Below are 24,263 nucleotides of genomic sequence, written 5' to 3'. Positions count from 1 at the left end.
GGACTAATACTAATAGCTCGAGGACTTATCCAATTTTCATTGAGCGCAGCGTTTTTTAAGTATTGTGAGCTTTGAGTAGTTATTCAATTTTGAGTTGACAAGGCAATAAGATATTGTAAGTTAATTCAGCAAGTTAAGTGACGATAGCCTAGGAGATACACCTGTACCCATGCCGAACACAGAAGTTAAGCCCTAGAACGCCGGAAGTAGTTGGGGGTTGCCCCCTGTGAGATATGGTAGTCGCTTAGCTATTATCCGCCATAGCTCAGTTGGTAGTAGCGCATGACTGTTAATCATGATGTCGTAGGTTCGAGTCCTACTGGCGGAGTAAATGAGCATATGAGAAAAGAGCAGTTAGCTCTTTTTTCTTTCTCTCTATCGATGCTTTTGCATTGTTTTAGAATCAGGGTGTTACTATAGTTGGAGCTTGACTCTTTTCTTTTTTGTGGTATAATTAACCGGTAAAGTTTCAACTGGTTAAGAAAGGGAGCGAAGAATGAATCATTTAGCAGAAAAAATTAATCATTTTTTGAATGAGGTCATATTGACAGCTGAGAATCAACATGAAATTTTGATCGGTTCTTGTACGAGTCATGTACGGCTAACGAATACGCAGGAGCATATTTTGATGCTCTTGTCTCAGGAATCTTTGACAAATTCTGATTTAGCAAAAAAACTGAATGTGAGTCAAGCTGCTGTGACTAAGGCTGTGAAATCTTTGGTTCGGCAAGAGATGCTGCAAGCTTTTAAAGATAAGAGAGATGCACGGGTTACCTTTTACCGTTTGACTGACTTAGCGCAGCCGATTGCGGAAGAGCATCAGCACCATCATGTGCACACCTTAGACACCTACCAGAAATTGGCAGAACAATTTTCTTCTGATGAGCAGGAGGTAATTGTGAAATTTTTGGATGGTTTGATTGGAGAAATTGGGAAATGAGATATATCACAGTGGAAAATCTGTCCTTTTACTATGACAAGGAGCCTGTGTTGGAGCATATACACTATTTTCTGGATAGTGGCGAGTTTGTAACCTTGACGGGGGAGAATGGGGCTGCTAAGACGACACTTGTCAAGGCTAGTCTGGGAATTTTGCAGCCTAAGCATGGTGAGGTTAAGATTTCCAAGACCAATGAGCGAGGTAAGAAACTGCGGATTGCTTATCTTCCTCAGCAGATTGCTAGTTTTAATGCAGGTTTTCCTAGCACGGTTTACGAGTTTGTTAAGTCGGGACGTTATCCACGTAAGGGCTGGTTTCGTCGTTTGAATGAACACGATGAGGAGCATATCAAGGCTAGCCTTGAGTCGGTTGGAATGTGGGAACATCGAGATAAGCGGATTGGTTCACTTTCGGGTGGCCAGAAGCAGCGGGCTGTAATTGCGCGGATGTTTGCTTCAGATCCGGATATTTTTGTACTAGATGAGCCGACAACAGGGATGGATGCCGGAAGTAAGGATGAATTTTACAAGCTCATGCACCATAGTGCTCATAAGCATGGGAAAGCTGTCTTGATGATTACGCACGATCCGGAGGAAGTCCGCAAATATGCTGACCGCAACATTCATCTGGTCCGTAATCAGGACTCGCCTTGGCGCTGCTTCAATGTGCATGAAAGCGACAGCGGGCAGGAGGTGGGCCATGCTTAATTTATTTTCCTATGATTTTATGCAGCGAGCCTTTCTGGCAGTGATTGCCATGAGTCTCTTCTCACCGATTTTGGGAACTTTTTTGATTTTACGGCGCCAGAGTCTCATGAGTGACACCCTTAGTCACGTTTCACTGGCAGGTGTGGCCTTTGGCCTAGTTCTAGGTTTGTCACCGACCTTCACAACAGTGGTGGTGGTTATAATCGCAGCAGTCTTTTTAGAGTACTTGCGGACTATCTATAAAAATTTCATGGAAATCGGGACGGCCATTCTCATGTCAACTGGCTTAGCTATTTCCTTGATTGTTATGAGTAAGGGAAAGAGTTCCAGCGCCATGAGTCTGGACCAGTATCTATTTGGTTCCATTGTGACTATCAGTAGGGAGCAGGTGATTTCTCTTTTTGTCATTGCGGCAGTGGTACTCGTCCTGACCTTCCTCTTCATTCGCCCCATGTATATCTTGACCTTTGATGAGGATACGGCCTTTGTGGACGGGCTGCCAGTGCGGACCATGTCTATTCTCTTTAATATTGTGACGGGTGTTGCGATTGCCCTCATGATTCCAGCTGCGGGAGCCTTGCTGGTTTCGACCATTATGGTCTTGCCGGCCAGTATTGCCCTGCGGATTGGGAAAAATTTCAAGTCAGTTATTCTACTGGCAAACGTCATCGGCTTCTTTGGTATGATTGCCGGACTTTATATTTCTTACTATGCAGAGACACCAGCGAGCGCCAGCATTACGATTATCTTCGTCAGCTTGTTCTTACTGGTCAATCTGGTCAAAAAATTTATGAAATAGGAGCATAAAATGAAAAAAATTAGTTTACTATTAGCAGGCTTACTGAGTATTTTCTTAGTAGCTTGTTCCAATCAAAAAAATGCAGATGGCAAGCTCAATATTGTCACGACTTTTTATCCGGTTTACGAGTTTACTAAGCAGGTGACTGGAGACGGAGCTAATGTTGAACTTCTAATCGGGGCTGGTACAGAGCCGCATGATTATGAGCCTTCAGCTAAGGCAGTTGCGACGATTCAGGATGCAGATGCCTTTGTCTATGAAAATGAAAATATGGAGACTTGGGTTCCTGATTTGCTAAAAACCTTGAAAAATAAGGAAGAAAAGGTTATCAAAGCGACTGGAAATATGCTTTTGCTGCCTGGTGGTGAAGAGGAAGAAGACCACGACCATGGTGAGGAGGGGCATCATCATGAATACGACCCCCATGTTTGGCTGTCTCCGAAGCGAGCTATTAAAATGGTGGAGCACATTCGAGATAGTCTGAGCAAGGCCTATCCTGACAAGAAAGCTGCTTTTGAAAAAAATGCAGCGGCTTATATCAAGAAGCTGGAAGCCTTGGACAAAGAGTTTGAAGATGGTTTAGCCAACGCCAAGCAAAAGAGCTTTGTTACTCAACACGCTGCCTTTAACTATCTAGCATTGGACTATGGCTTGAAGCAGGTGCCAATTTCTGGACTTTCACCAGACAGTGAGCCATCCGCTTCACGCTTGGCTGAATTGACGGAGTACATCAAGAAGAATAAAATCAAATATATCTACTTTGAAGAGAATGCTTCTCAAGCATTGGCTTCTACTTTGGCTAAGGAAACAGGAGTAGAATTAGATGTCTTGAATCCACTGGAAAGCTTGACCGAAGAGCAGACCAAGGATGGGGCAGACTATATTTCGATCATGCAGGCTAATCTAAAGGCTCTTAAGAAAACGACGGACCAAGAGGGAGCAGAGATTGCAGCTGAGAAAGAAGAAGATACTAAGACTGTTCAAAATGGCTACTTTGAAGACAGTGCCGTCAAGGATCGGACTTTGTCTGACTATGCTGGCGAGTGGCAGTCTGTTTACCCTTATCTGCAGGACGGTACCTTGGATCAAGTCTTTGACTACAAGGCTAAGCTGACTGGTAAGATGACGGCAACTGAATACAAGGACTACTATGACAAGGGCTACAAGACAGATGTTTCCAATATCAATATCACAGACAAGACCATGGAATTTGTGGTAGATGGAAAATCCAAGAAATATACTTATAAATACGTTGGTAAGCACACTCTGACCTACTCTAAGGGAAATCGTGGAGTACGATTTATGTTTGAAGCGACAGACGCAGATGCAGGTCAGTACAAGTATGTTCAGTTTAGTGATCACAATATTGCACCGACTAAGGCAGCTCATTTCCACATCTTCTATGGTGGTGAGAGCCAGGAAGCACTCTTTAATGAGTTAGAAAATTGGCCGACCTACTATCCAAGTAAGTTGACAGGTCAAGAAATTGCCCAAGAGATGTTGGCGCACTAATAGAATAAAGTAAGAAGACGGGACTATCCCGCCTTCTTTTTTACATTTTGAAAATTAGCGATAAAAATACTTGACAAATTACGATTACAAATGTAAACTAATAATAAGTTGGATTACAAATGTAAATATTAAGGAAGTGTTAAACAATGGAACAGCAAAATATGAGCCAAGCAGAATGGCAAGTGATGCGTGTGCTGTGGGCCTATCCCCATAGTCGCAGTACAGAGATTATAGCGCGGTTGGAAGCCGATTTTTCCTGGAAACCGGCGACAATCAAGACTCTTTTGAATCGTCTGAAAACCAAAGAATTTATCGCTATGGAAAAAATCGAGGGCAAGTTTTACTACGATGCTCGGATTTTAGAAGCAGACCATCTAGAAAGTACATGGCAGGCTCTTTTTGACAATATCTGTAATACTAAACACGGAGATCTTTTGATTTCAATGATTGAGGGCAATCAGTTTAGTCAGGGGGACTTGGAGCGGCTCAGTCATGTTATAGACAAAAAAAGAGCTTCGGCTCCGCTAGAAATTAAATGTCACTGCCCACAAGGCCAGTGTCGCTGCGGGCACGGAAAGGAGGCGCATTGATGAGTGAGAAAAAAGAATACAAGCTATCAGGTATGACCTGTGCTGCCTGTGCTATGACGGTAGAGATGGCGGTCAAGGACTTGGAAACGGTTGAGGAGGTCAGTGTCAATCTGGCAACAGAACGTCTCAGTTTGCTTCCTAAGGCGGGATTTGACAGTCAGCAAGTGCTGGATGCTGTAGCCGAGGCTGGTTATCAGGCAGAAGAAAAAGGGAAAGACCGACCGTCCGATGTGAGCGAAGAGGCTGCAATGAAAGCGCAGGAATTGCAAAAAAAGAAACAGCAATTACTGATTCTTTTGCTTACGGCTCTGCCCTTGCTTTATATCTCTATGGGCAGTATGATTGGCCTTCCTCTGCCTAACTTCTTGGAACATGTGGCGCATCCCTTGGTCTTCGTTCTGTCACAACTGCTTTTGACTCTGCCTGCTGTGTGGATCGGTCGTGGCTTTTATCAGAGAGGATTTCGCAATCTTATCAAGCGACATCCCAATATGGATAGTTTGATTGCGGTGGGGACCAGCGCAGCATTTTTCTACAGCCTCTACTCGGTCAGTCAGGTTTTTCTAGGTCATCATGCCTTTGTTCATCAGCTTTATTTTGAGTCTGTTGCAGTGATTATTGCCTTAGTTCTTCTGGGTAAATATCTGGAAAGTTCAGCCAAGGGAAGAACGTCTCAGGCGATTCAGTCTCTGCTTGAGCTAGTACCTAGTCAGGCGACAGTGATTCGCTATGGAGAGGCTGTGACCATTGATACAGAGGACATCCGAGTTGGAGATATTATCCGTATCAAGCCAGGAGAGCGTATGCCGGTAGATGGTCTTGTGACGGAGGGGCAGACCTTTGTGGATGAGTCCATGATGACAGGTGAAAGTGTCCCGATTGAAAAGAAGGTCGGCGATACTATTACCAGTGCAACAATCAATCAAAATGGTAGTATTGACTACCAAGCAACTAGGGTGGGTTCGGATACGACCTTAGCCCAGATTGTTAGATTGGTGGAAGAAGCGCAGGGGTCTAAGGCACCGATTGCGGCCTTAGCCGATAGAATTTCGCTCTATTTTGTCCCAATCGTGCTGGGCTTGGCTACTTTGTCCGCGCTGGGCTGGTATTTTCTAGCTGGTGAGAGTCTTAGCTTTTCCCTGTCAATCTTTATCGCAGTGCTGGTCATTGCCTGCCCTTGTGCGCTGGGGTTAGCCACTCCGACAGCTATTATGGTTGGGACTGGCAAAGGGGCTGAAAATGGAATTCTGATTAAGTCTGGTCAAGCTTTGGAGGCTGCTTATCAACTGGATACTATTGTTCTTGATAAGACGGGGACGATTACAGTTGGTAAGCCCAGTCTGACGGATCTGCTGCCCTTGAGTGATTTGAATCGGTCTGACTTGTTACGACTAATAGCCAGTGCTGAGCAGCATTCTGAACATCCTTTGGCTCAGGCTATCTTGGAAGCAGCTGAAGAGGAGGAGTTTGACTTGCTGCCTGTCAGTCATTTTGAGGCCATTGTTGGACGAGGTTTGTCAGCTCAGGTTGAGGGCAGATGGCTTCTGGTGGGAAATGAGTCATTGATGAAAGAAAAGAACATTGACAGCAGTGCCTTTCAAGAACAGTTGTTGGAGCTATCCCAGGAAGGAAAAACAGCCATGTTTGTCGCAGTAGATGGACAGCTGGCTGGTATTTTAGCGGTAGCAGATGAGATGAAGTCCAGCAGCCTGAAGGCGGTGCAGGAGCTCCAGTCTATGGGACTAGAAGTCATCATGCTGACAGGGGATCGTGAAGAAACCGCGGCAGCCATTGCTCAGAAAGCTGGAATCAAAAAAGTTATCGCAGGAGTATTGCCAGATGGTAAGGCGGCAGCTATCAAGAACTTACAAGAAGCTGGGAAAAAACTGGCTATGGTAGGGGACGGTATCAATGATGCACCAGCTCTGGTCCAGGCAGATGTGGGAATTGCCATCGGATCAGGAGCTGATGTGGCTATTGAGTCGGCAGATGTAGTGCTCATGCATAGTGATTTGCAGGATGTAGTCAAGGCCATCAAGCTCAGTCAGGCGACCATCCGCAATATTAAGGAAAATCTCTTCTGGGCCTTTGCCTACAATACACTAGGTATCCCGATTGCTATGGGGCTATTGCATCTTTTCGGCGGTCCCTTGCTCAATCCGATGTTGGCTGGTCTGGCTATGAGTTTGAGCTCAGTATCGGTTGTCGTCAATGCTCTGCGTCTAGGACGTTTTAAAATGAACTAAATATATGGAGGAATAAAACTATGAAACAAACAGTCCAATTAGAAAACTTATCTTGTCAAAATTGTGTCAAACACGTCACCCAGCATTTCCTGTCTATGGAGGGAGTGTCAGATGTGACAGTAGATTTGGACAAGCAGACTGCGGAAATTATTACAGAGAGCCCCCTGACTGTAGAGGATTATCAGGCGGCTTTGAGCAAAACCATCTATAAGGTCTTAGCGGTGCAGGATAACTGAGCTAACTTGTAAAATAGACCGAAAAAGTCTATAATACTAGTAATCATTTAATGGATAAGGAGAAAGCCATGAAGCAGAAAATAGTCTATCCTTTGTTATGTTGTCTCGCTCTATCGACTTTGGCAGCCTGCTCTAGTAAGTCAGTTAATTCTACTCAGACAAGTTCGAGTACTACTCAGGAATCTTCTCAAGTAGCTTCTAGCCAGAGTGTTGTAGAATCGTCTTCTTCTGCAACAAGCAGTCAAAGCTCAGCAGAAGTTAGTCCAGAAAAGACGCAAGAGGAGAAAAAAGCAATGGATATTTCGGCCTTGGCCAATGGAGACTACTCTAGTGTAAAAGGAACCTGGCAGAATGCTGCTGGTCACCAGCTGGTGTTCAATGATAAAGGGTTAGTTTCTGATAGCTATGAGCTGTATGGAGCATCGTTAACGGATTATGGAACAGCTTCTGGCGGTGTATACGGCGGTGAAACTGGTGGTTTCTTGCTAGAATTCATTCCAAAAGGTATCAAGCTTGCGAATAAAGAAAATTTCCAAGATAGCTCAGATGCCAGCCAAGATCGTCTGTGGACGGGAGTTGGGATGAATAGCTTTGATGAACAAGGTCAATTTTATTATCGTGTTACTAACTAGTCGTGTAGGATAGAAATTTTCTATCCTCTTTTTTTATTTTGAAAGAAGGATTTTTCAAGAAATGATAAAAAATTGTGCAAACGTTTGAATAAATGCTTGAAATAATAATTAAAAAAGGATATAATATTTTTATGAAAGCGCTTTGAAATTTTTAGGGGTTTCAAAGGCAATTATTTTCACATAAAGTAAAGGGGAACTTATGGTTGAATTAAATCTAAAAAATATTTATAAGAAGTATCCAAATAGTGAGCACTATTCTGTTGAAGACTTTAATTTGGACATTAAGGACAAGGAATTTATCGTTTTCGTCGGTCCGTCAGGATGCGGTAAATCCACAACGCTTCGTATGATTGCGGGACTTGAGGATATCACAGAAGGAACAGCGTCAATCGACGGTAAAGTGGTCAATGACGTGGCACCGAAAGACCGTGATATTGCCATGGTCTTCCAGAACTATGCCCTCTATCCACACATGACAGTCTATGACAATATGGCTTTCGGATTGAAATTGCGTAAGTACAGCAAGGAAGATATTGATAAACGGGTGCAAGAAGCGGCTGAAATCCTTGGTTTGAAGGAATTCTTGGATCGTAAGCCAGCGGACTTGTCAGGTGGTCAACGTCAGCGTGTTGCTATGGGTCGGGCTATCGTGCGTGATGCAAAGGTTTTCCTAATGGACGAGCCTTTGTCAAACTTAGATGCGAAGCTGCGTGTGTCCATGCGTGCTGAGATTGCCAAAATCCACCGCCGTATCGGAGCAACAACCATTTACGTTACCCACGACCAGACAGAGGCCATGACGCTTGCAGACCGGATTGTTATCATGTCAGCAACCAAGAATCCTGCTGGCACTGGAACCATTGGTCGAGTGGAGCAAATCGGTAGTCCACAGGAAGTTTATAGAAATCCAGTTAACAAGTTTGTGGCAGGCTTCATCGGTAGCCCGGCGATGAACTTTATCACTGTGACACTCGAGGGAAATCAAATTGTTGCCAATGGCTTGCGTTTGACAGTGCCAGAAGGAACACTGAAGGTGCTGCGTGAGAAGGGCTATGACGGTAAGAAATTGATCTTCGGTATTCGTCCAGAAGACATCAATACAGAGCCTGCTTTCTTAGAGACCTTCCCAGACTCTGTGGTTCATGCGACCATCTCTGTCTCTGAGCTTTTGGGATCTGAGTCTCACCTTTACTGCCAAGTTGGCGACAGCGAGTTCATCGCACGTGTAGATGCTCGTGACCACTTGGAGACAGGTGCTGGTATTGACCTTGGCTTTGACTTGAACAAGGCGCATTTCTTTGATTTCGAAACAGAGAAAACAGTTTATTAAAATATGAGTTTAAAAAAGATAGTCAGCAAGCTAAACGGAATACATTTGGTCTGCGGACTATCTTTTCTTTATTTTGCTTTTCCGATAAGAATGGTAGCTGCAATGGTCACTTGGGTGAGGTCAGTCCAGTCGATATGGTCTTGCTTGACATGAAAGAGCAGGGGTGTCATTGCTAAAAGAGCTGCTCGGCTTTCGGCAGTCAAGGACTGGCTGGACTCGACAGTAATCTCGGAGATTATATCGAAGTGCTCTTGGAAATGCTGAATGACTTCTTGGTTAGAGTAATCCTTGTTGCTGAGCTGTCTAGCGGCTTTTTGGCGAATTTCCTGAAGGTGGCGCTCGGTGGGGATGACCTTGATGAGGAGGGCATTGTCAGACATGACTCTCCGAAATTCCTGATAATTGGCTGGAGAAAAGATGTCTAAAATGATGTCCATGCTGGCATCTTGTAGCGGTAGCTTGGCCAAATCACCGACGAACCAATTGACTGCGAAACTGCCGTCGCTCTTGGCTGCTAGCTGGATAGAATCTTTTGAAATATCGAAGGCATAGAAGGTTTTTTGGGGATGAATTTCTTGGAGTTTGCGAGAATAGAAGCCCTCGCCACAGCCAATATCTAAGACTGTTTTGGCAGTTTCTGAGCTAGCAAGTAAGTTCGAGACAGCTTCTAAGATAGCTTGGTAGAATCCAGCTTCTAAAATCAACTGCCGATTCTGAAAGCTTATCTTATCGTAGTCTTTGGGCTGCTTGATTTGAGGTGCTAGATTGACATAGCCAAACTTGGCCAAGTCATAAGAATGCCGATGGGGGCATTTGAGGCTATTTTCCATCAGCTGTAGTTCTTCCTTGCAGATGGGACAGGCAAAGGCGGTCGCTGTGGCAAAGCGAGCGAGTTTTGGTTTCAAGTTTGTATTCATAGTTTTAAGTCTAGCAAAAGTGAATCTTGAAATCAAGATTTGCTTCAATTTTCTTGATACAAAATGAAGAAATATAAAGGGATACCCTGTAGGAGTATTTATGATTGCTTTTGAACTTAATTTTATATATAATGATTACAAAGGAGGAAATAAATATGTTAAAAGAAGTATTAACCGTCGCAAAAGTTGCGAAAAAATCATCTCTCTTCTTAGGAGGGGTAGCATTTGGGACACTTGGCTTGAAGGTCTTGGCAAGTAAAGAAGCTAAAAAAGCCTATTCTAAGGCCTTGGCTAAAGGTTACAAATTGAAAGATGGACTGGATGCATCTGTTTCTGTTGTAAAACAACACGGTGATGATGTTTTACAAGACGCTAAATATTTATACGAACAGGAAAAGAAAGAAGAACAACTAGATAGCCTGACAGGTGAATAATATGTCTTTTAAAGTGCTACATAGAGGATACCAACATATCCGATTATCATCCTCTTTTTCACTGACCTTGGATATTCAAGATTATCTTCGTTCCTTGGCTAGAGATGAAAAAGGGATCGACTCTATTCAGTTTTATATAGATCAGCAGCACTTTACTCTACGTATGAAAGAGGGCTTCTCTGTATTAGAAAATGCAGAGGCCTTTTTAAAAAGAATTGATAAGGGGAAAGTTTCGGACTTGATGACTCTTCCCATTCGTAGAGAAGAGAGTGCTTATTCTATTGTTTCAGGTGCAGCGGTTAAGCGTGTACTTTTTCGTAGTTTTGTGCCGTATCCTATTCGCTATATATGGACTTGTTATCAGGCTTTTGGCTATATTAGAGAAGCCTATCAAACACTAGCGCGTAAGGAACTAACGATGGAAGTCTTGGACTGTTCGGCGATTTTATTGTCCTTGTTTATGAACCAATCCAAGACAGCTAGCAATATCATGTTTATGCTTGATTTGGGGAATCATTTAGATCAGTGGTCCTTGAAAAAAACTGCAACAGATTTAGAACAGAGTCTTCTTGCAAAAGAAAGTGATGTCTTCTTAGTGCAGGGTGACATGGTCATCAGCATCAAGAGCTCTGATGTTCAAGTAGACGATGTATTAGTTGTCTCCCAAGGGAATGAAATCTTGTTTGATGGCCAAGTGGTTTCAGGATTAGGAATGGTCAATGAAAGTTCCTTGACCGGCGAGAGCTTTCCAGTTGAAAAAAGAGAAGCCGATCTCGTTTGTGCTAATACTGTCTTAGAGACTGGCGAATTGCTCATTCGTGTAACGGACAACCAAATGAATAGTCGGATTTTGCAACTGATTGAGTTGATGAAGAAATCCGAAGAGAACAAGAAGACCAAACAACGCTATTTCATCAAGATGGCGGACAAGGTTGTCAAATATAACTTTTTAGGTGCTGCCTTGACTTATCTGTTAACAGGTTCGTTCTCAAAAGCCATTTCTTTTCTATTGGTGGATTTTTCATGCGCTTTGAAAATCTCCACGCCTGTAGCCTACCTGACAGCTATCAAGGAGGGATTGAACCGTGAAATGGTTATTAAGGATGGGGATGTTCTAGAAAAATATCTAGAAGTTGATACTTTCCTCTTTGACAAGACAGGCACCATCACAACTAGCTATCCTCTAGTTGAAAAGGTTCTACCTTTTGGTGATTATAACGAGGAAGATGTTTTAAGAATTAGTGCTTGTCTAGAGGAGCATATCTATCATCCAATCGCTAATGCAATTGTCAAGCAAGCTGAAATAGAAGGAATTGAACATGAGGAAATGCATGGGAAACTCCAATATATCGCAAGCAAGGGAATTAAATCTCAAATTGATGGTGAATCGGTTGTCATCGGAAATTTTGTCCTGATGCAAGACGAGCAAATCAATATTAGTCCTGAACAAAATGCCCTGATCGAAGAATATAAGAATCACTACAATCTACTGTTCTTGGGCTATCGCAATGATCTTATTGGGATGTTCTGTATCCATACTCCTTTGAGAAAAGAAGCAAAAGTTGCCTTAGAAAAGCTCAAAGCTCAAGGAAAGAAACTGATTTTAGCAACAGGTGATACCTTGGTTAGAACGGAAGAACTTGTAAAAGATTTGCCGTTTGATCAAGTTTATACAGATTTGAAACCTAATGGAAAATTTGAATTGGTGCAGGAGTTACAGCAATCTGGTCATACTGTCTTAATGGTCGGAGACGGCCTGAATGACTCGGCAGCTCTAACCCTTGCGGATATTGGTGTTGTGATGAATGAAAGTGCAGATATTTCTAAGCAAATGAGCGATATATTATTATTAGATAATCGCTTGGATTTTTTTGAAGAATTAGACTCTCTTTCATCGTCTTTGCAAAAACTGATTCAGAAGAATATCCAAGAAACTGTCGTCGTAAACAGTAGTCTGATTGGCTTTGGTTTATTTAACTGGCTTAGTCCTTCCAATCTTTCTATCTTACATAACCTCACAACTTTGCGAATTGTACTTCGTAGTCTTTCTGTTAAGAATAGATATGTAAGAAGATTTTAATCAACCATAAGCAAAAGGAGTTATCTCAGGGAAGAGTAACTCCTTTTGTTTGTGTGGATAAGTTTTGAATGTTTTAGTATGTAAGGACGAAGTATTTCTTCTTACCACGGCGGATAACGGTGAGTTCATTTTCAAGTTTGTCTGCGTCACCCAAAACATAGTCCAGGTTTTGAATGCGTTCGCCGTTGACATAGATAGCTCCGTTTTGAACATCTTCGCGGGCTTGGCGTTTTGAGTTGACCACACCAGCTGACACGAGGATTTCGATAATGTTAAGATTTTCGTCAGCTTGTACTTGGTAGTTTGGCACGCCACGAAGTCCTTGTTTGAGTTCTTTGACAGAAAGGTTTTTGATGTTTCCAGCAAAGAGTTGCTCGGTAATATTGAGGGCTTCCTTATAGGCTTCTTCACCGTGGACAAGAGTCACGACTTCACGAGCGAGGATTTTTTGAGCCAAGCGTTCGTGTGGAGCTGCTTCGAATTGTTTGCGGATGTCTTCAATCTCATCCATCGACAAGAAAGTAAAGATTTTCAAGAAGCGAACGGCGTCAGCATCCATGACATTCATCCAGAATTGGTACATTTCGTATGGAGAAGTTTTGTCAGCATTGAGCCAAACAGCATTTCCTTCTGATTTACCAAATTTCTTACCAGTCGCATCGGTGATAAGGGGAACGGTGATAACGTGACCAGTCTTGTCGGCCTTACGACGAAGCAATTCAGTACCAGCAGTCATATTGCCCCACTGGTCAGAACCACCGATTTGCAGGGTTACGTTATGTTCTTTGTTAAGAACAAAGAAGTCGTAACCTTGCATGATTTGGTAAGCAAACTCTGTGTAAGAAATCCCTGTTTCAATCCGTTTTTTTACGGATTCCTTGCTCATCATGTAGTTGACAGTGAAGTATTTACCAACATCACGGAGGAAGTCAATGAAGCTGATGCTGCCAAACCAGTCGTAGTTGTTGACCATGACAGCCTTGTTTTCGCCGTTTTCAAAGTCAAGAAAGCGTGACAGTTGCCCTTGGATAGACTGAACCCAGCCATCAACGGTTTCCTTGGTTTGCAGGCTACGCTCTGCATCTTTAAAGGATGGGTCGCCAATCAAACCTGTTGCACCACCGACGAGGGCATAAGGCTTATGCCCAGCTAACTGTAAGCGGCGGCTGGTCAAAATAGCTACTAAGTGACCTAAGTGAAGACTGTCCGCTGTTGGATCGTATCCAGTATAATAAGAGACCTGCCCTTCTTCTAAGGCTTTACGCAAAGCTTCTTCATCAGTCGTTTGAAAAATCAAACCACGCTCTTTTAGCTCATCAAAAATGTGCATAGTTGTCTCTCCTTTTCTAAGATAGCAAAGGATTTTGCCCTTGCTCAAGTATTTTTTTGTTTTATCCCTCTATTGTATCATAAACGCGACAAATAGCAATGAGTAGCCAGAAAATAATTCCTGTAAAAGCGCTAGAATTAGCTCTTTCTTGATATAATCTGCTGATGTTTGTTATAATAGTTGATAAGGAGAATCTATGTTGAAACCATTTATAAAAAAGTTAAGGCAGTTTGGTAAGGGGGAACCCTCACCTGCTAAGAAGTCTAAGCCAAAAGGAGAGACATGGTCGGTACTGGATATTGTTTCCGTTATTTTCCGGACAGTAAAACTACTCTTAAATGTCGCTTTTGTATTTATCTTTTTTGGAATAGTATTGGGGGCTGGACTCGGATTGGGCTATGCCGCCAGCCTTTTTAGTGATGTCTCCGTGCCGAAGCAGGAGGAGCTGGTAAGTCAGGTCAATAAGATTTCTGGGATTTCGAAGCTGACCTATGCTAACGGAGAGTTGATTTCTGAAATCGATAATGATTTGTTGCGGATCCCAGTTGCCAGCGATGCGATTTCTGATAATGTCAAAAATGCTATCATTGCGACGGAAGATGAGAATTTTGAAACTCACAATGGTGTTGTGCCCAAGGCGGTTCTGCGGGCAACCTTGGGTTCTGTAGTTGGAGTTGGTTCATCCAGCGGGGGCTCTACCTTAACTCAGCAGTTGATCAAGCAGCAGGTTGTGGGAGATGCTCCGACTTTCAAGCGGAAGGCGGTAGAGATTGTTGATGCTTTGGCTCTGGAACGCTATATATCCAAGGATGAGATTCTGACTGCTTATTTGAATGTGGCACCTTTTGGTCGGAATAACAAAGGACAAAATATTGCTGGAGTGGAAGAAGCAGCCCAAGGGATTTTTGGTGTATCAGCCAAAGATTTGACTATTCCACAGGCTGCCTTTATTGCAGGACTGCCTCAGAGTCCGATTGTCTATTCGCCTTATGCCTCTGATGGTAGCATGAAGAGTCCAGATGACATGGCTTTAGGTCTAGAGCGGGCTCGGCATGTTTTATATAATATGTACCGCACAGGCCGACTGAGCGAGGCCGACTATCAGCAATATAAAGACCATGATCTGACGCAGGATTTCAAGCAGACGGAGAGTCTGCAAAAGAGCTCACATAGTTACCTCTACCATACAGCCTTTTCAGAAGCGCAGACGGCCATGTATCAGTACTTGATCCAGCGGGATAATGTATCCCAGCAAGAATTAAAAAATAATGCAACGGTTGAAGCTTATCAGGAGTTGGCTCGAAAAGAGCTGAGCGAGGGTGGCTATACGGTTACGACAACCATCAATCATTCTATTCATCAGGCGATGCAGAACGCTGTTGCCAACTACGGTGGTCTCTTGGATGATGGGACAGGAATGGTCGAGGTTGGGAATGTCCTTCAGGACAATAAAACAGGAGCTATCATTGGTTTTGTCGGTGGTAGAGACTATAGTTCCAACCAAAACAACCATGCTTTTGACACGGAAAGATCTCCGGGTTCGACTATCAAGCCGATTTTAGCTTATGGGATTGCCATTGACCAAGGTCTGATGGGAAGTGCAAGTGTCCTTTCCAATTATCCGACGAATTTCTCTAGTGGTGAGCCGATTATGCACGTGGACAGTCGCGGGACAGGCATGATGGATCTGCAGGAAGCCCTCAATACTTCTTGGAATATTCCAGCTTATTGGACCTATCGTGCACTTCGCGAGAAGGGTGTGAATGTCCGAGATTATATGGAAAAAATGGGCTATCATATTGACAACTATGACATTGAAAGTCTACCAATGGGTGGGGGGATCGAGGTTTCGGTTGCCCAGCATACCAACGGCTTCCAGACCTTGGCTAATAATGGCTCTTACCAAGAAAAATATATGATTGAAAAGATCACAGCTCCAGACGGTAAGATAGTTTATGAGCATAAGGCCAAACCAGTTCAGGTTTACTCACCTGCTGCTGCGACGATTATGCAGCACCTGATGCGAGGCGTGCTCAATTCTGGCGCAACTACGACCTTTAAATCAAGAATTAGCCAAGTCAATGGCACTTTGGCAGGTGCAGATTGGATTGGCAAGACTGGTACAACCAACAGCAATGGTGATATGTGGCTCATGCTTTCCACTCCTCGGATGACCCTTGGAGGTTGGATCGGTCATGATGACAATACCTCTATGGCTGCCTTAACAGGCTACAATAATAATGCAGCCTATATGGCTTATCTGGCCAATGCCATTTATGAAGTGGATCCAGAGGCCTGGGGAATCGGAGAGAAGTTCAATCTTGATTCGAGCGTTATCAAGTCTGATGTTCTCAAGTCTACTGGAGAAAGACCAGGAACCGTCACAATCAATGGTCGCTCCATCAATCTAAGCGGTCCGACCGTTCCTAGCTACTGGGCTAAGAATGGCGCGCCTACGACGAGCTACCGCTTTAGTATTGGTGCATCAGATGCGGATTATCAGAGAGCTTGGGGAGCAATTTTGGGAATCTATACCTCTAATTTTAGCTCTAATTCCAACTCCAGTTCCAATAATGGGACTAATTCTAGCAGTAACCGGCAGGGAAACTAGGACATCAAGAACGGCTTTTCAACTTTTCAGAAAGCAGAGGAAAGCCTTGCAATTTCTAGATAAATACGGTATAATAGTATCAATAATTTGTCGTGTGCTTTAATTGAAATATTGTCCGATTAAAGCTTGCAGCAGTTAAATCAAACTTTTTATAAGTCAGATTTAGCTGCTCTTTTTGTGTCTATTTTTCAGAATTCTAAGATTTGTAACGCAAATTTAAAGATTCTAAAAACTTAGCAAAAGGGACTGATTGTAGCTGTTTTGACGAGAGTCAATGGCGTAGAAAGGGGTCTCCCCTTGGTAAGAGTGAAGAAGAGTGTGATATGAGAGGTAGGTGGTTATTATTTCAATAATCGGTAAATCTCAATTCTCTCCGATTCCTCCCTCTGTACTTTATAAAAAAGGAGTTAGAAACTTGGCAGGACATGACGTTCAATACGGGAAACATCGGACCCGTCGTAGTTTTTCAAGAATTAAAGAAGTTCTTGATTTACCAAACTTGATTGAAATTCAAACAGACTCGTTTAAAGATTTCTTGGACCATGGGTTGAAGGAAGTCTTTGAGGATGTGCTTCCTATTTCAAACTTTACCGACACCATGGAATTGGAATTTGTCGGCTATGAAATCCGTGAGCCTAAATATACGCTGGAAGAAGCTCGTATCCACGATGCTAGCTACTCAGCGCCAATCTTTGTGACCTTCCGCCTGATTAACAAGGAAACTGGTGAAATCAAGACGCAGGAAGTCTTCTTTGGTGACTTCCCAATCATGACTGAAATGGGAACCTTCATCATCAACGGTGGTGAGCGGATTATCGTGTCTCAGTTGGTGCGTTCGCCAGGGGTTTACTTCAACGATAAAGTTGATAAAAATGGTAAAGTTGGCTACGGTTCAACTGTTATTCCTAACCGCGGAGCTTGGTTGGAGTTAGAAACAGACTCAAAAGATATCGCCTATACTCGTATTGACCGGACTCGTAAAATTCCGTTTACTACTTTGGTGCGTGCGCTTGGTTTCTCAGGTGATGATGAGATCTTGGACATCTTTGGTGACAGCGACTTGGTGCGCAACACCATCGAAAAAGACATCCACAAGAACCCAATGGACTCTCGTACGGATGAAGCTCTGAAAGAAATCTACGAGCGTCTTCGTCCAGGTGAGCCTAAGACGGCTGAAAGCTCACGTAGCTTGCTTGTGGCACGTTTCTTTGATCCACATCGTTATGATTTGGCAGCAGTTGGTCGTTACAAGATTAACAAGAAGCTCAACATCAAGAACCGCCTGCTCAATCAAACATTAGCAGAACATCTAGTAGATGCTGAAACTGGTGAAATCCTTGTCGAAGCTGGTACGGTTATGACTCGCAGTGTGATCGACAGCATTTCAGAGCAGTTGGACAATGGTTTGAACAAAATCACTTATATTCCAAACGACTCAGCTGTCTTGACAGAGCCTGTAGAATTGCAGAAGTTCAAGGTCGTCGCACCAAGCGATCCAGATCGTGTTGTGACCATCATTGGCAATGCGAACCCATCTGACAAGGTTCGGACTGTAACACCAGCTGATATCTTGGCTGAAATGAGCTATTTTCTCAACTTGGCAGAAGGTGTCGGCCGTGTGGATGATATTGACCACTTAGGGAACCGTCGTATTCGTGCGGTTGGTGAACTTTTGGCCAACCAAGTTCGACTTGGCCTTTCTCGGATGGAGCGTAATGTTCGTGAACGGATGTCTGTTCAGGACAATGAAGTGCTGACTCCACAACAAATCATCAACATCCGTCCAGTAACTGCTGCTATTAAAGAATTCTTTGGTTCTTCTCAGTTGTCTCAGTTCATGGACCAACACAATCCGCTGTCTGAGCTTTCTCACAAGCGTCGTCTCTCTGCCTTAGGACCTGGTGGTTTGACACGTGACCGCGCTGGTTATGAAGTGCGAGACGTGCACTATACTCACTATGGTCGTATGTGTCCGATTGAAACGCCTGAAGGACCAAACATCGGTTTGATCAATAACTTGTCTTCTTACGGGCACCTTAACAAATACGGATTTATTCAAACACCTTACCGTAAGGTAGACCGTGAAGCTGGTGTGGTAACCAACGAAATCGTTTGGCTGACAGCTGACGAGGAAGATGAATTTATCGTAGCTCAGGCCAACTCTAAGCTGAATGAAAAAGGTGGCTTTGCTGAGCCTATCGTTATGGGACGCCACCAAGGTAATAACCAAGAATTCCCTTCAGACCAAGTAGACTACATGGATGTATCGCCTAAGCAGGTAGTTGCCGTGGCGACAGCGTGTATTCCTTTCTTGGAAAATGACGACTCCAACCGTGCCCTCATGGGTGCCAACATGCAACGTCAGGCTGTGCCTTTGATTGATCCAAAAGCGCCTTACGTTGGTACTGGTATGGAATACCAAGCAGCCCACGACTCTGGAGCAGCTGTTATTGCTCAGTATGATGGGAAAGTTACCTATGCGGATGCGGATAAGGTAGAAGTTCGTCGTGAAGACGGTTCACTAGATGTGTACCACATTCAAAAATTCCGCCGTTCTAACTCAGGAACTGCCTACAACCAACGCACTCTTGTAAAAGTTGGCGATGTTGTTGAAAAAGGTGATTTTATCGCAGACGGACCTTCTATGGAAAATGGAGAAATGGCGCTGGGACAAAACCCAATCGTTGCCTACATGACATGGGAAGGTTACAACTTCGAGGATGCGGTTATCATGAGTGAGCGTCTGGTGAAAGACGATGTCTATACATCTGTCCACCTCGAAGAATACGAATCAGAAACACGTGATACAAAGCTTGGGCCTGAAGAAATCACTCGTGAAATTCCAAACGTTGGTGAAGATGCCCTTAAAGACCTTGACGAAATGGGTATTATCCGTATCGGTGCGGAAGTTAAGGAAGGCGACATCCTTGTAGGTAAAGTAACCCCTAAGGGTGAAAAAGACCTTTCAGCTGAAGAACGTCTCTTGCATGCTATCTTTGGTGATAAGTCTCGTGAAGTACGTGACACTTCTCTTCGTGTACCACACGGTGCCGATGGTGTTGTTCGTGATGTCAAGATCTTTACCCGTGCTAACGGTGATGAGCTACAATCAGGTGTTAACATGTTGGTGCGTGTCTACATCGCTCAAAAACGTAAGATCAAGGTCGGAGATAAGATGGCCGGACGTCACGGAAACAAAGGGGTTGTATCCCGTATCGTTCCTGTGGAAGACATGCCATACTTGCCAGACGGAACCCCAGTTGATATCATGTTGAACCCACTTGGGGTGCCATCCCGTATGAATATCGGTCAGGTTATGGAACTCCACCTTGGTATGGCAGCTCGTAACTTGGGCATCCACATTGCGACACCGGTCTTTGACGGAGCAAGCTCAGAAGATCTCTGGTCTACAGTTCGTGAAGCTGGTATGGATAGCGATGCTAAGACAATTCTTTATGATGGTCGTACTGGTGAGCCATTTGACAACCGCGTTTCTGTCGGTGTCATGTACATGATCAAGCTCCACCACATGGTTGACGATAAGCTCCACGCCCGTTCAGTTGGTCCATACTCAACCGTTACCCAACAGCCACTCGGAGGTAAAGCTCAGTTTGGTGGACAACGTTTCGGGGAAATGGAAGTTTGGGCCCTAGAGGCTTACGGTGCGTCAAATGTACTTCAAGAAATCTTGACTTACAAGTCTGACGATATCAACGGACGTTTGAAAGCTTATGAAGCGATTACTAAAGGGAAACCAATTCCAAAACCAGGTGTTCCAGAATCCTTCCGAGTTCTTGTGAAAGAATTGCAATCTCTTGGTCTTGACATGCGTGTCCTTGACGAAGATGACCAAGAAGTGGAACTTCGTGACTTGGATGAAGACATGGATGAAGATGTGATCCATGTGGACGATCTGGAAAAAGCACGTCAAAAACAGGCTCAAGAAGCTAAAGCAGCTTTTGATGCTGAAGGAAATGAAGAAAAATAATTCGTCGCTGATTAGATAAATAAGAAAGGTAAGAAATAGTGGTTGATGTAAATCGATTTAAAAGTATGCAAATCACCCTAGCTTCTCCAAGTAAGGTCCGCTCGTGGTCTTACGGAGAAGTGAAGAAGCCTGAGACAATCAATTACCGGACCTTGAAGCCAGAACGTGAAGGCCTCTTTGACGAGGTGATCTTCGGGCCAACCAAGGATTGGGAGTGTGCCTGCGGTAAATACAAACGGATTCGTTACAAAGGGATTATTTGTGACCGCTGTGGTGTTGAAGTAACACGGACTAAGGTTCGTCGTGAGCGTATGGGGCACATCGAGCTTAAAGCACCGGTTTCTCACATTTGGTACTTCAAGGGAATCCCAAGCCGTATGGGCTTGACTCTGGATATGAGTCCGCGCGCCCTAGAAGAAGTCATTTATTTTGCGGCTTATGTGGTGATTGATCCTAAGGAAACACCACTGGAGCACAAGTCTATCATGACTGAGCGCGAGTATCGTGAGCGCCTCCGTGAATATGGTGCAGGTTCATTCGTTGCCAAGATGGGAGCAGAAGCGATCCAAGACTTGCTGAAACAAGTGGATTTGGAAACAGAAATTGCGGCTCTTAAAGAAGAATTGAAAACAGCTTCTGGTCAAAAACGAATCAAGGCTATTCGTCGTTTGGACGTTTTGGATGCCTTCTATCGTTCTGGCAATAAGCCAGAATGGATGATTCTCAACATCCTGCCAGTCATTCCACCAGATCTACGTCCAATGCTTCAATTGGATGGTGGCCGCTTTGCCTCATCTGACTTGAACGACCTCTACCGCCGCGTTATCAACCGGAACAACCGTTTAGCTCGTTTGCTCGAGTTGAATGCACCAGGTATCATCGTTCAAAATGAGAAGCGGATGCTGCAAGAAGCGGTGGATGCTTTGATTGACAACGGTCGTCGTGGTCGTCCGATCACAGGTCCAGGTAGCCGTCCACTTAAGTCTTTGAGTCACATGCTCAAAGGGAAACAAGGACGTTTCCGTCAAAACTTGCTGGGTAAACGGGTTGACTTCTCAGGCCGTTCCGTTATCGCTGTTGGTCCGACATTGAAGATGTATCAATGTGGTGTGCCACGTGAAATGGCGATCGAGCTCTTCAAGCCGTTTGTCATGCGGGAAATTGTTGCCCGTGACTATGCACAGAATGTGAAAGCTGCTAAACGCATGGTAGAGCGTGGCGATGAGCGTATCTGGGATGTCTTGGAAGATGTTATCAAAGAACACCCGGTGCTCCTTAACCGCGCACCGACCCTTCACCGTTTGGGTATTCAAGCCTTTGAGCCAGTTCTGATTGACGGTAAAGCTCTTCGCTTGCACCCATTGGTCTGTGAAGCCTACAATGCCGACTTTGACGGTGACCAAATGGCCATTCACGTTCCATTGTCTGAAGAAGCTCAAGCTGAAGCTCGTATCCTCATGCTGGCTGCTGAGCACATCTTGAATCCGAAAGACGGAAAACCGGTTGTAACACCATCTCAGGATATGGTCTTGGGTAACTACTACCTGACCATGGAAGAAGCAGGTCGTGAAGGCGAAGGCATGGTCTTTAAAGACCGTGATGAAGCCGTGATGGCCTTGCGTAATGGCTATGTCCACTTGCACACTCGTGTGGGTATCGCGACAGATAGTCTCAATAAGCCATGGACAGAAGATCAAAAACACAAGATCCTCATGACTACAGTAGGTAAGATTCTCTTCAACGATATCATGCCAGAAGAGCTGCCTTACCTACAAGAGCCAACGAATGCTAACTTGACAGAAGGTGTTCCAGCTAAATACTTCTTGGAGCCTGGTAAAGACATTAAGTCTGCCATTGAAGCTCTAGAGTTAAATATTCCGTTCAAGAAGAAAAATCTAGGAAATATCATCGCTGAAATCTTCAAACGCTTCCGCACTACAGAAACATCTGCCCTGCTGGACCGCTTGAAAGACCTAGGTTACCACCATTCTACTCTGGCTGGTTTGACAGTGGGTATTGCCGACATTCCAGTCGTAGAAGACAAGGCAGAGATTATCGAAGAGTCTCACAAGCGCGTGGACCAAATCACCAAGCAATTCCGTCGCGGTATGATTACCGATGATGAGCGCTATAATGCAGTTACTGCTGAGTGGCGGGCAGCTCGTGAGAAATTGGAAAAACGTTTGGTTGCCAACCAGGATCCGAAGAACCCTATCGTTATGATGATGGACTCTGGAGCCCGGGGTAACATCTCTAACTTCTCCCAGTTGGCCGGTATGCGTGGTCTGATGGCTGCGCCAAATGGACGTATCATGGAATTGCCAATTTTGTCTAACTTCCGTGAAGGTCTGTCCGTTCTGGAAATGTTCTTCTCTACTCACGGTGCCCGTAAGGGTATGACGGATACGGCCCTCAAGACAGCCGACTCAGGTTACTTGACTCGCCGTCTGGTTGACGTTGCTCAAGATGTGATTATCCGTGAGGACGACTGTGGTACAGACCGCGGCTTGCTCATCACTTCTATCACAGAAGGCAAGGAAATGATCGAGTCTCTGGAAGAGCGTCTCAATGGTCGTTACACTAAGAAGACGGTTAAACATCCAGAAACTGGCGCAGTTATCATCGGTCCAAATGAATTGATTACAGAAGACAAGGCGCGTGAGATTGTCAATGCTGGTGTGGAAGAAGTTACTATCCGTTCCGTATTTACATGTAACACTCGCCACGGTGTCTGCCGTCATTGTTACGGTATCAACTTGGCGACTGGTGATGCTGTTGAAGTCGGTGAAGCAGTCGGAACTATCGCTGCCCAATCTATCGGGGAACCTGGTACACAGCTGACCATGCGTACCTTCCACACGGGTGGGGTTGCCTCTAATACCGATATCACTCAGGGTCTTCCTCGTGTCCAAGAAATCTTTGAAGCCCGCAATCCGAAAGGGGAAGCGGTCATCACTGAAGTCAAGGGTGAAGTTACTGCCATCGAAGAAGATGCATCTACTCGTACTAAGAAAGTCTTTGTTACAGGTGCAACTGGTGAAGGCGAATACGTAGTGCCATTTACAGCCCGCATGAAGGTAGAAGTGGGCGATCAAGTTTCCCGCGGTGCTGCCTTGACCGAAGGTTCTATCCAGCCTAAGCACTTGCTGGCTGTCCGCGATGTCTTGTCTGTTGAAACTTACCTGCTTGCTGAAGTACAAAAAGTTTACCGCAGCCAAGGGGTAGAAATCGGCGACAAACACATCGAAGTAATGGTTCGTCAGATGATTCGCAAGGTGCGCGTCATGGATCCAGGTGACACAGATCTTCTTATGGGAACTCTCATGGATATCACAGACTTTACAGATGCTAACCGTGATGTGGTTATCTCAGGCGGTGTGCCTGCGACAGCTCGTCCAGTCCTCATGGGAATCACCAAGGCTTCCCTTGAGACAAACAGCTTCTTGTCTGCAGCTTCCTTCCAGGAAACAACTCGTGTCCTGACAGATGCTGCGATCCGTGGTAAGAAAGACCATCTCCTTGGCCTTAAGGAAAATGTTATCATCGGTAAGATTATCCCAGCTGGTACTGGTATGGCTCGTTACCGTAACTTGGAACCACAAGCAATCAATGAAGTTGAAATCATTGACGAAGTTGTGGAAACAGCAGAGACTGAAGAAGTTGAAACAAGCGTAGAATCATAAAAACTTGCTTGAGTTTACATATAAAAGTCTATCAGGAAGAGAATCTTGTATTCTCTTCTTTTTTGTTAGCTTGCACGGAGGGGCGCAGTTAGAATATAACTGGAGGTTTCAGATATCCATTTTGTTGCCATATCGAATCAAAAGCTTAGGAAAGGAGCTTCCTAGTAAGCATGATGGCGTATTTTTTGATTTTATATGGCTCTTAGCTGTACAGGAAGGGAAAAATTC

Annotated in this window: 16 protein-coding genes, 1 tRNA gene and 1 rRNA gene; 16 read left to right on the top strand and 2 right to left on the bottom strand. The window is 44.4% G+C overall.

The genetic code is table 11. The features are described 5' to 3' along the window. The first annotated feature begins 133 nt into the window (after positions 1-133). From rrf to D8792_RS06990, 11 genes are all read left to right on the top strand, one after another. A 5S ribosomal RNA gene (gene rrf, locus D8792_RS07040) occupies positions 134-249 on the top strand. A 5-nt stretch (positions 250-254) separates the two neighbouring features. Then, a tRNA-Asn gene (locus tag D8792_RS07035) sits at positions 255-328 on the top strand. A gap of 168 nt (positions 329-496) precedes the next feature. Continuing rightward, complete coding sequence (locus tag D8792_RS07030; protein WP_125373464.1) at positions 497-940, top strand: zinc-dependent MarR family transcriptional regulator; 444 nt, start codon at positions 497-499, stop codon at positions 938-940. After that, a complete protein-coding gene (locus tag D8792_RS07025; protein ID WP_125373463.1) occupies positions 937-1,647 on the top strand; it encodes a metal ABC transporter ATP-binding protein in 711 nt (236 codons plus the stop codon). The genes D8792_RS07030 and D8792_RS07025 overlap by 4 nt, the downstream gene beginning before the upstream one ends. Further along, positions 1,640-2,446 carry a metal ABC transporter permease gene (locus D8792_RS07020; RefSeq protein WP_125373462.1) on the top strand — a complete coding sequence of 269 codons (807 nt, stop codon included), beginning with the start codon at positions 1,640-1,642 and terminating at the stop codon, positions 2,444-2,446. Before D8792_RS07025 ends, D8792_RS07020 begins: the two co-directional genes overlap by 8 nt. A 9-nt stretch (positions 2,447-2,455) precedes the next feature. Beyond that, positions 2,456-3,958, top strand: coding sequence for a zinc ABC transporter substrate-binding protein AdcA (locus D8792_RS07015; protein WP_125373461.1), 1,503 nt, complete (start codon positions 2,456-2,458; stop codon positions 3,956-3,958). Positions 3,959-4,104: 146 nt separating this feature from the next. After that, a complete protein-coding gene (locus tag D8792_RS07010) occupies positions 4,105-4,548 on the top strand; it encodes a CopY/TcrY family copper transport repressor (RefSeq protein ID WP_125373460.1) in 444 nt (147 codons plus the stop codon). After that, the gene (locus tag D8792_RS07005) at positions 4,548-6,794 is read left to right on the top strand and encodes a heavy metal translocating P-type ATPase (RefSeq protein WP_125373459.1); all 2,247 of its coding nucleotides are present in this window, start codon (positions 4,548-4,550) and stop codon (positions 6,792-6,794) included. The genes D8792_RS07010 and D8792_RS07005 overlap by 1 nt, the downstream gene beginning before the upstream one ends. Before the next feature lie 20 nt (positions 6,795-6,814). Continuing rightward, positions 6,815-7,030, top strand: a complete 216-nt coding sequence (locus D8792_RS07000; RefSeq protein ID WP_048765493.1) for a heavy-metal-associated domain-containing protein — start codon at positions 6,815-6,817, stop codon at positions 7,028-7,030. Between the two features lie 68 nt (positions 7,031-7,098). Next, positions 7,099-7,662 (top strand): DUF6287 domain-containing protein, encoded by a 564-nt coding sequence (locus tag D8792_RS06995; protein WP_185758421.1) that lies wholly within the window; start codon positions 7,099-7,101, stop codon positions 7,660-7,662. 199 nt (positions 7,663-7,861) lie between these two features. Beyond that, positions 7,862-8,992, top strand: a complete 1,131-nt coding sequence (locus D8792_RS06990) for an ABC transporter ATP-binding protein (protein ID WP_125373457.1) — start codon at positions 7,862-7,864, stop codon at positions 8,990-8,992. Positions 8,993-9,060: 68 nt separating this feature from the next. Here the strand turns inward: D8792_RS06990 and D8792_RS06985 are convergent, their stop codons facing one another. Further along, on the bottom strand, positions 9,061-9,909 hold the full coding sequence (locus D8792_RS06985; RefSeq protein ID WP_125373456.1) for a putative RNA methyltransferase: 849 nt from the start codon (positions 9,907-9,909) through the stop codon (positions 9,061-9,063). A gap of 155 nt (positions 9,910-10,064) precedes the next feature. On the opposite strand from D8792_RS06985, the gene D8792_RS06980 reads away from it, so the two are divergent. Together D8792_RS06980 and D8792_RS06975 are read left to right on the top strand one after the other, a co-directional pair. Further along, positions 10,065-10,343 carry a DUF6110 family protein gene (locus tag D8792_RS06980; RefSeq protein WP_000910912.1) on the top strand — a complete coding sequence of 93 codons (279 nt, stop codon included), beginning with the start codon at positions 10,065-10,067 and terminating at the stop codon, positions 10,341-10,343. Between the two features lies 1 nt (position 10,344). After that, positions 10,345-12,423, top strand: coding sequence for a heavy metal translocating P-type ATPase (locus D8792_RS06975; protein WP_185758420.1), 2,079 nt, complete (start codon positions 10,345-10,347; stop codon positions 12,421-12,423). 73 nt (positions 12,424-12,496) lie between these two features. On the opposite strand, the gene tyrS is transcribed toward D8792_RS06975, so the two are convergent. Then, positions 12,497-13,753: a tyrosine--tRNA ligase gene (gene tyrS / locus D8792_RS06970; RefSeq protein ID WP_125373454.1), complete on the bottom strand. Its 1,257-nt coding sequence runs from the start codon at positions 13,751-13,753 to the stop codon at positions 12,497-12,499. 199 nt (positions 13,754-13,952) lie between these two features. Here tyrS and pbp1b point away from each other — a divergent pair, with 199 nt between their 5' ends. The 3 genes from pbp1b to rpoC all read left to right on the top strand — a co-directional run bounded on the left by pbp1b (position 13,953) and on the right by rpoC (position 24,035). Continuing rightward, entirely contained in the window at positions 13,953-16,364 is a 2,412-nt protein-coding gene (gene pbp1b / locus D8792_RS06965) for a penicillin-binding protein PBP1B (RefSeq protein ID WP_125373468.1), read from the top strand. Positions 16,365-16,779: 415 nt separating this feature from the next. Next, a complete protein-coding gene (gene rpoB / locus D8792_RS06960) occupies positions 16,780-20,352 on the top strand; it encodes a DNA-directed RNA polymerase subunit beta (protein WP_125373453.1) in 3,573 nt (1,190 codons plus the stop codon). A 38-nt stretch (positions 20,353-20,390) separates the two neighbouring features. After that, positions 20,391-24,035, top strand: a complete 3,645-nt coding sequence (gene rpoC, locus D8792_RS06955) for a DNA-directed RNA polymerase subunit beta' (protein ID WP_125373452.1) — start codon at positions 20,391-20,393, stop codon at positions 24,033-24,035. Positions 24,036-24,263: the final 228 nt, after the last annotated feature.

Origin of the sequence: Streptococcus cristatus (assembly GCF_003943505.1) — a bacterium.
Taxonomy (GTDB): Bacteria; Bacillota; Bacilli; order Lactobacillales; family Streptococcaceae; genus Streptococcus; species Streptococcus cristatus_E.
This window is presented reverse-complemented; position numbering and strand designations above follow the sequence as displayed.

What these genes read in the sequence shown, in the direction of transcription:
- D8792_RS06980 (WP_000910912.1), top strand. Translation starts at nt 10,065, where the DNA reads ATGTTAAAAGAAGTATTAACCGTCGCAAAAGTTGCGAAAAAATCATCT.
- D8792_RS06985 (WP_125373456.1), bottom strand. Translation starts at nt 9,909, where the DNA reads ATGAATACAAACTTGAAACCAAAACTCGCTCGCTTTGCCACAGCGACC.
- D8792_RS06975 (WP_185758420.1), top strand. Translation starts at nt 10,345, where the DNA reads ATGTCTTTTAAAGTGCTACATAGAGGATACCAACATATCCGATTATCA.
- D8792_RS07025 (WP_125373463.1), top strand. Translation starts at nt 937, where the DNA reads ATGAGATATATCACAGTGGAAAATCTGTCCTTTTACTATGACAAGGAG.
- D8792_RS07030 (WP_125373464.1), top strand. Translation starts at nt 497, where the DNA reads ATGAATCATTTAGCAGAAAAAATTAATCATTTTTTGAATGAGGTCATA.
- D8792_RS06995 (WP_185758421.1), top strand. Translation starts at nt 7,099, where the DNA reads ATGAAGCAGAAAATAGTCTATCCTTTGTTATGTTGTCTCGCTCTATCG.
- D8792_RS06990 (WP_125373457.1), top strand. Translation starts at nt 7,862, where the DNA reads ATGGTTGAATTAAATCTAAAAAATATTTATAAGAAGTATCCAAATAGT.
- tyrS (WP_125373454.1), bottom strand. Translation starts at nt 13,753, where the DNA reads ATGCACATTTTTGATGAGCTAAAAGAGCGTGGTTTGATTTTTCAAACG.
- D8792_RS07015 (WP_125373461.1), top strand. Translation starts at nt 2,456, where the DNA reads ATGAAAAAAATTAGTTTACTATTAGCAGGCTTACTGAGTATTTTCTTA.
- D8792_RS07020 (WP_125373462.1), top strand. Translation starts at nt 1,640, where the DNA reads ATGCTTAATTTATTTTCCTATGATTTTATGCAGCGAGCCTTTCTGGCA.
- D8792_RS07005 (WP_125373459.1), top strand. Translation starts at nt 4,548, where the DNA reads ATGAGTGAGAAAAAAGAATACAAGCTATCAGGTATGACCTGTGCTGCC.
- D8792_RS07010 (WP_125373460.1), top strand. Translation starts at nt 4,105, where the DNA reads ATGGAACAGCAAAATATGAGCCAAGCAGAATGGCAAGTGATGCGTGTG.
- D8792_RS07000 (WP_048765493.1), top strand. Translation starts at nt 6,815, where the DNA reads ATGAAACAAACAGTCCAATTAGAAAACTTATCTTGTCAAAATTGTGTC.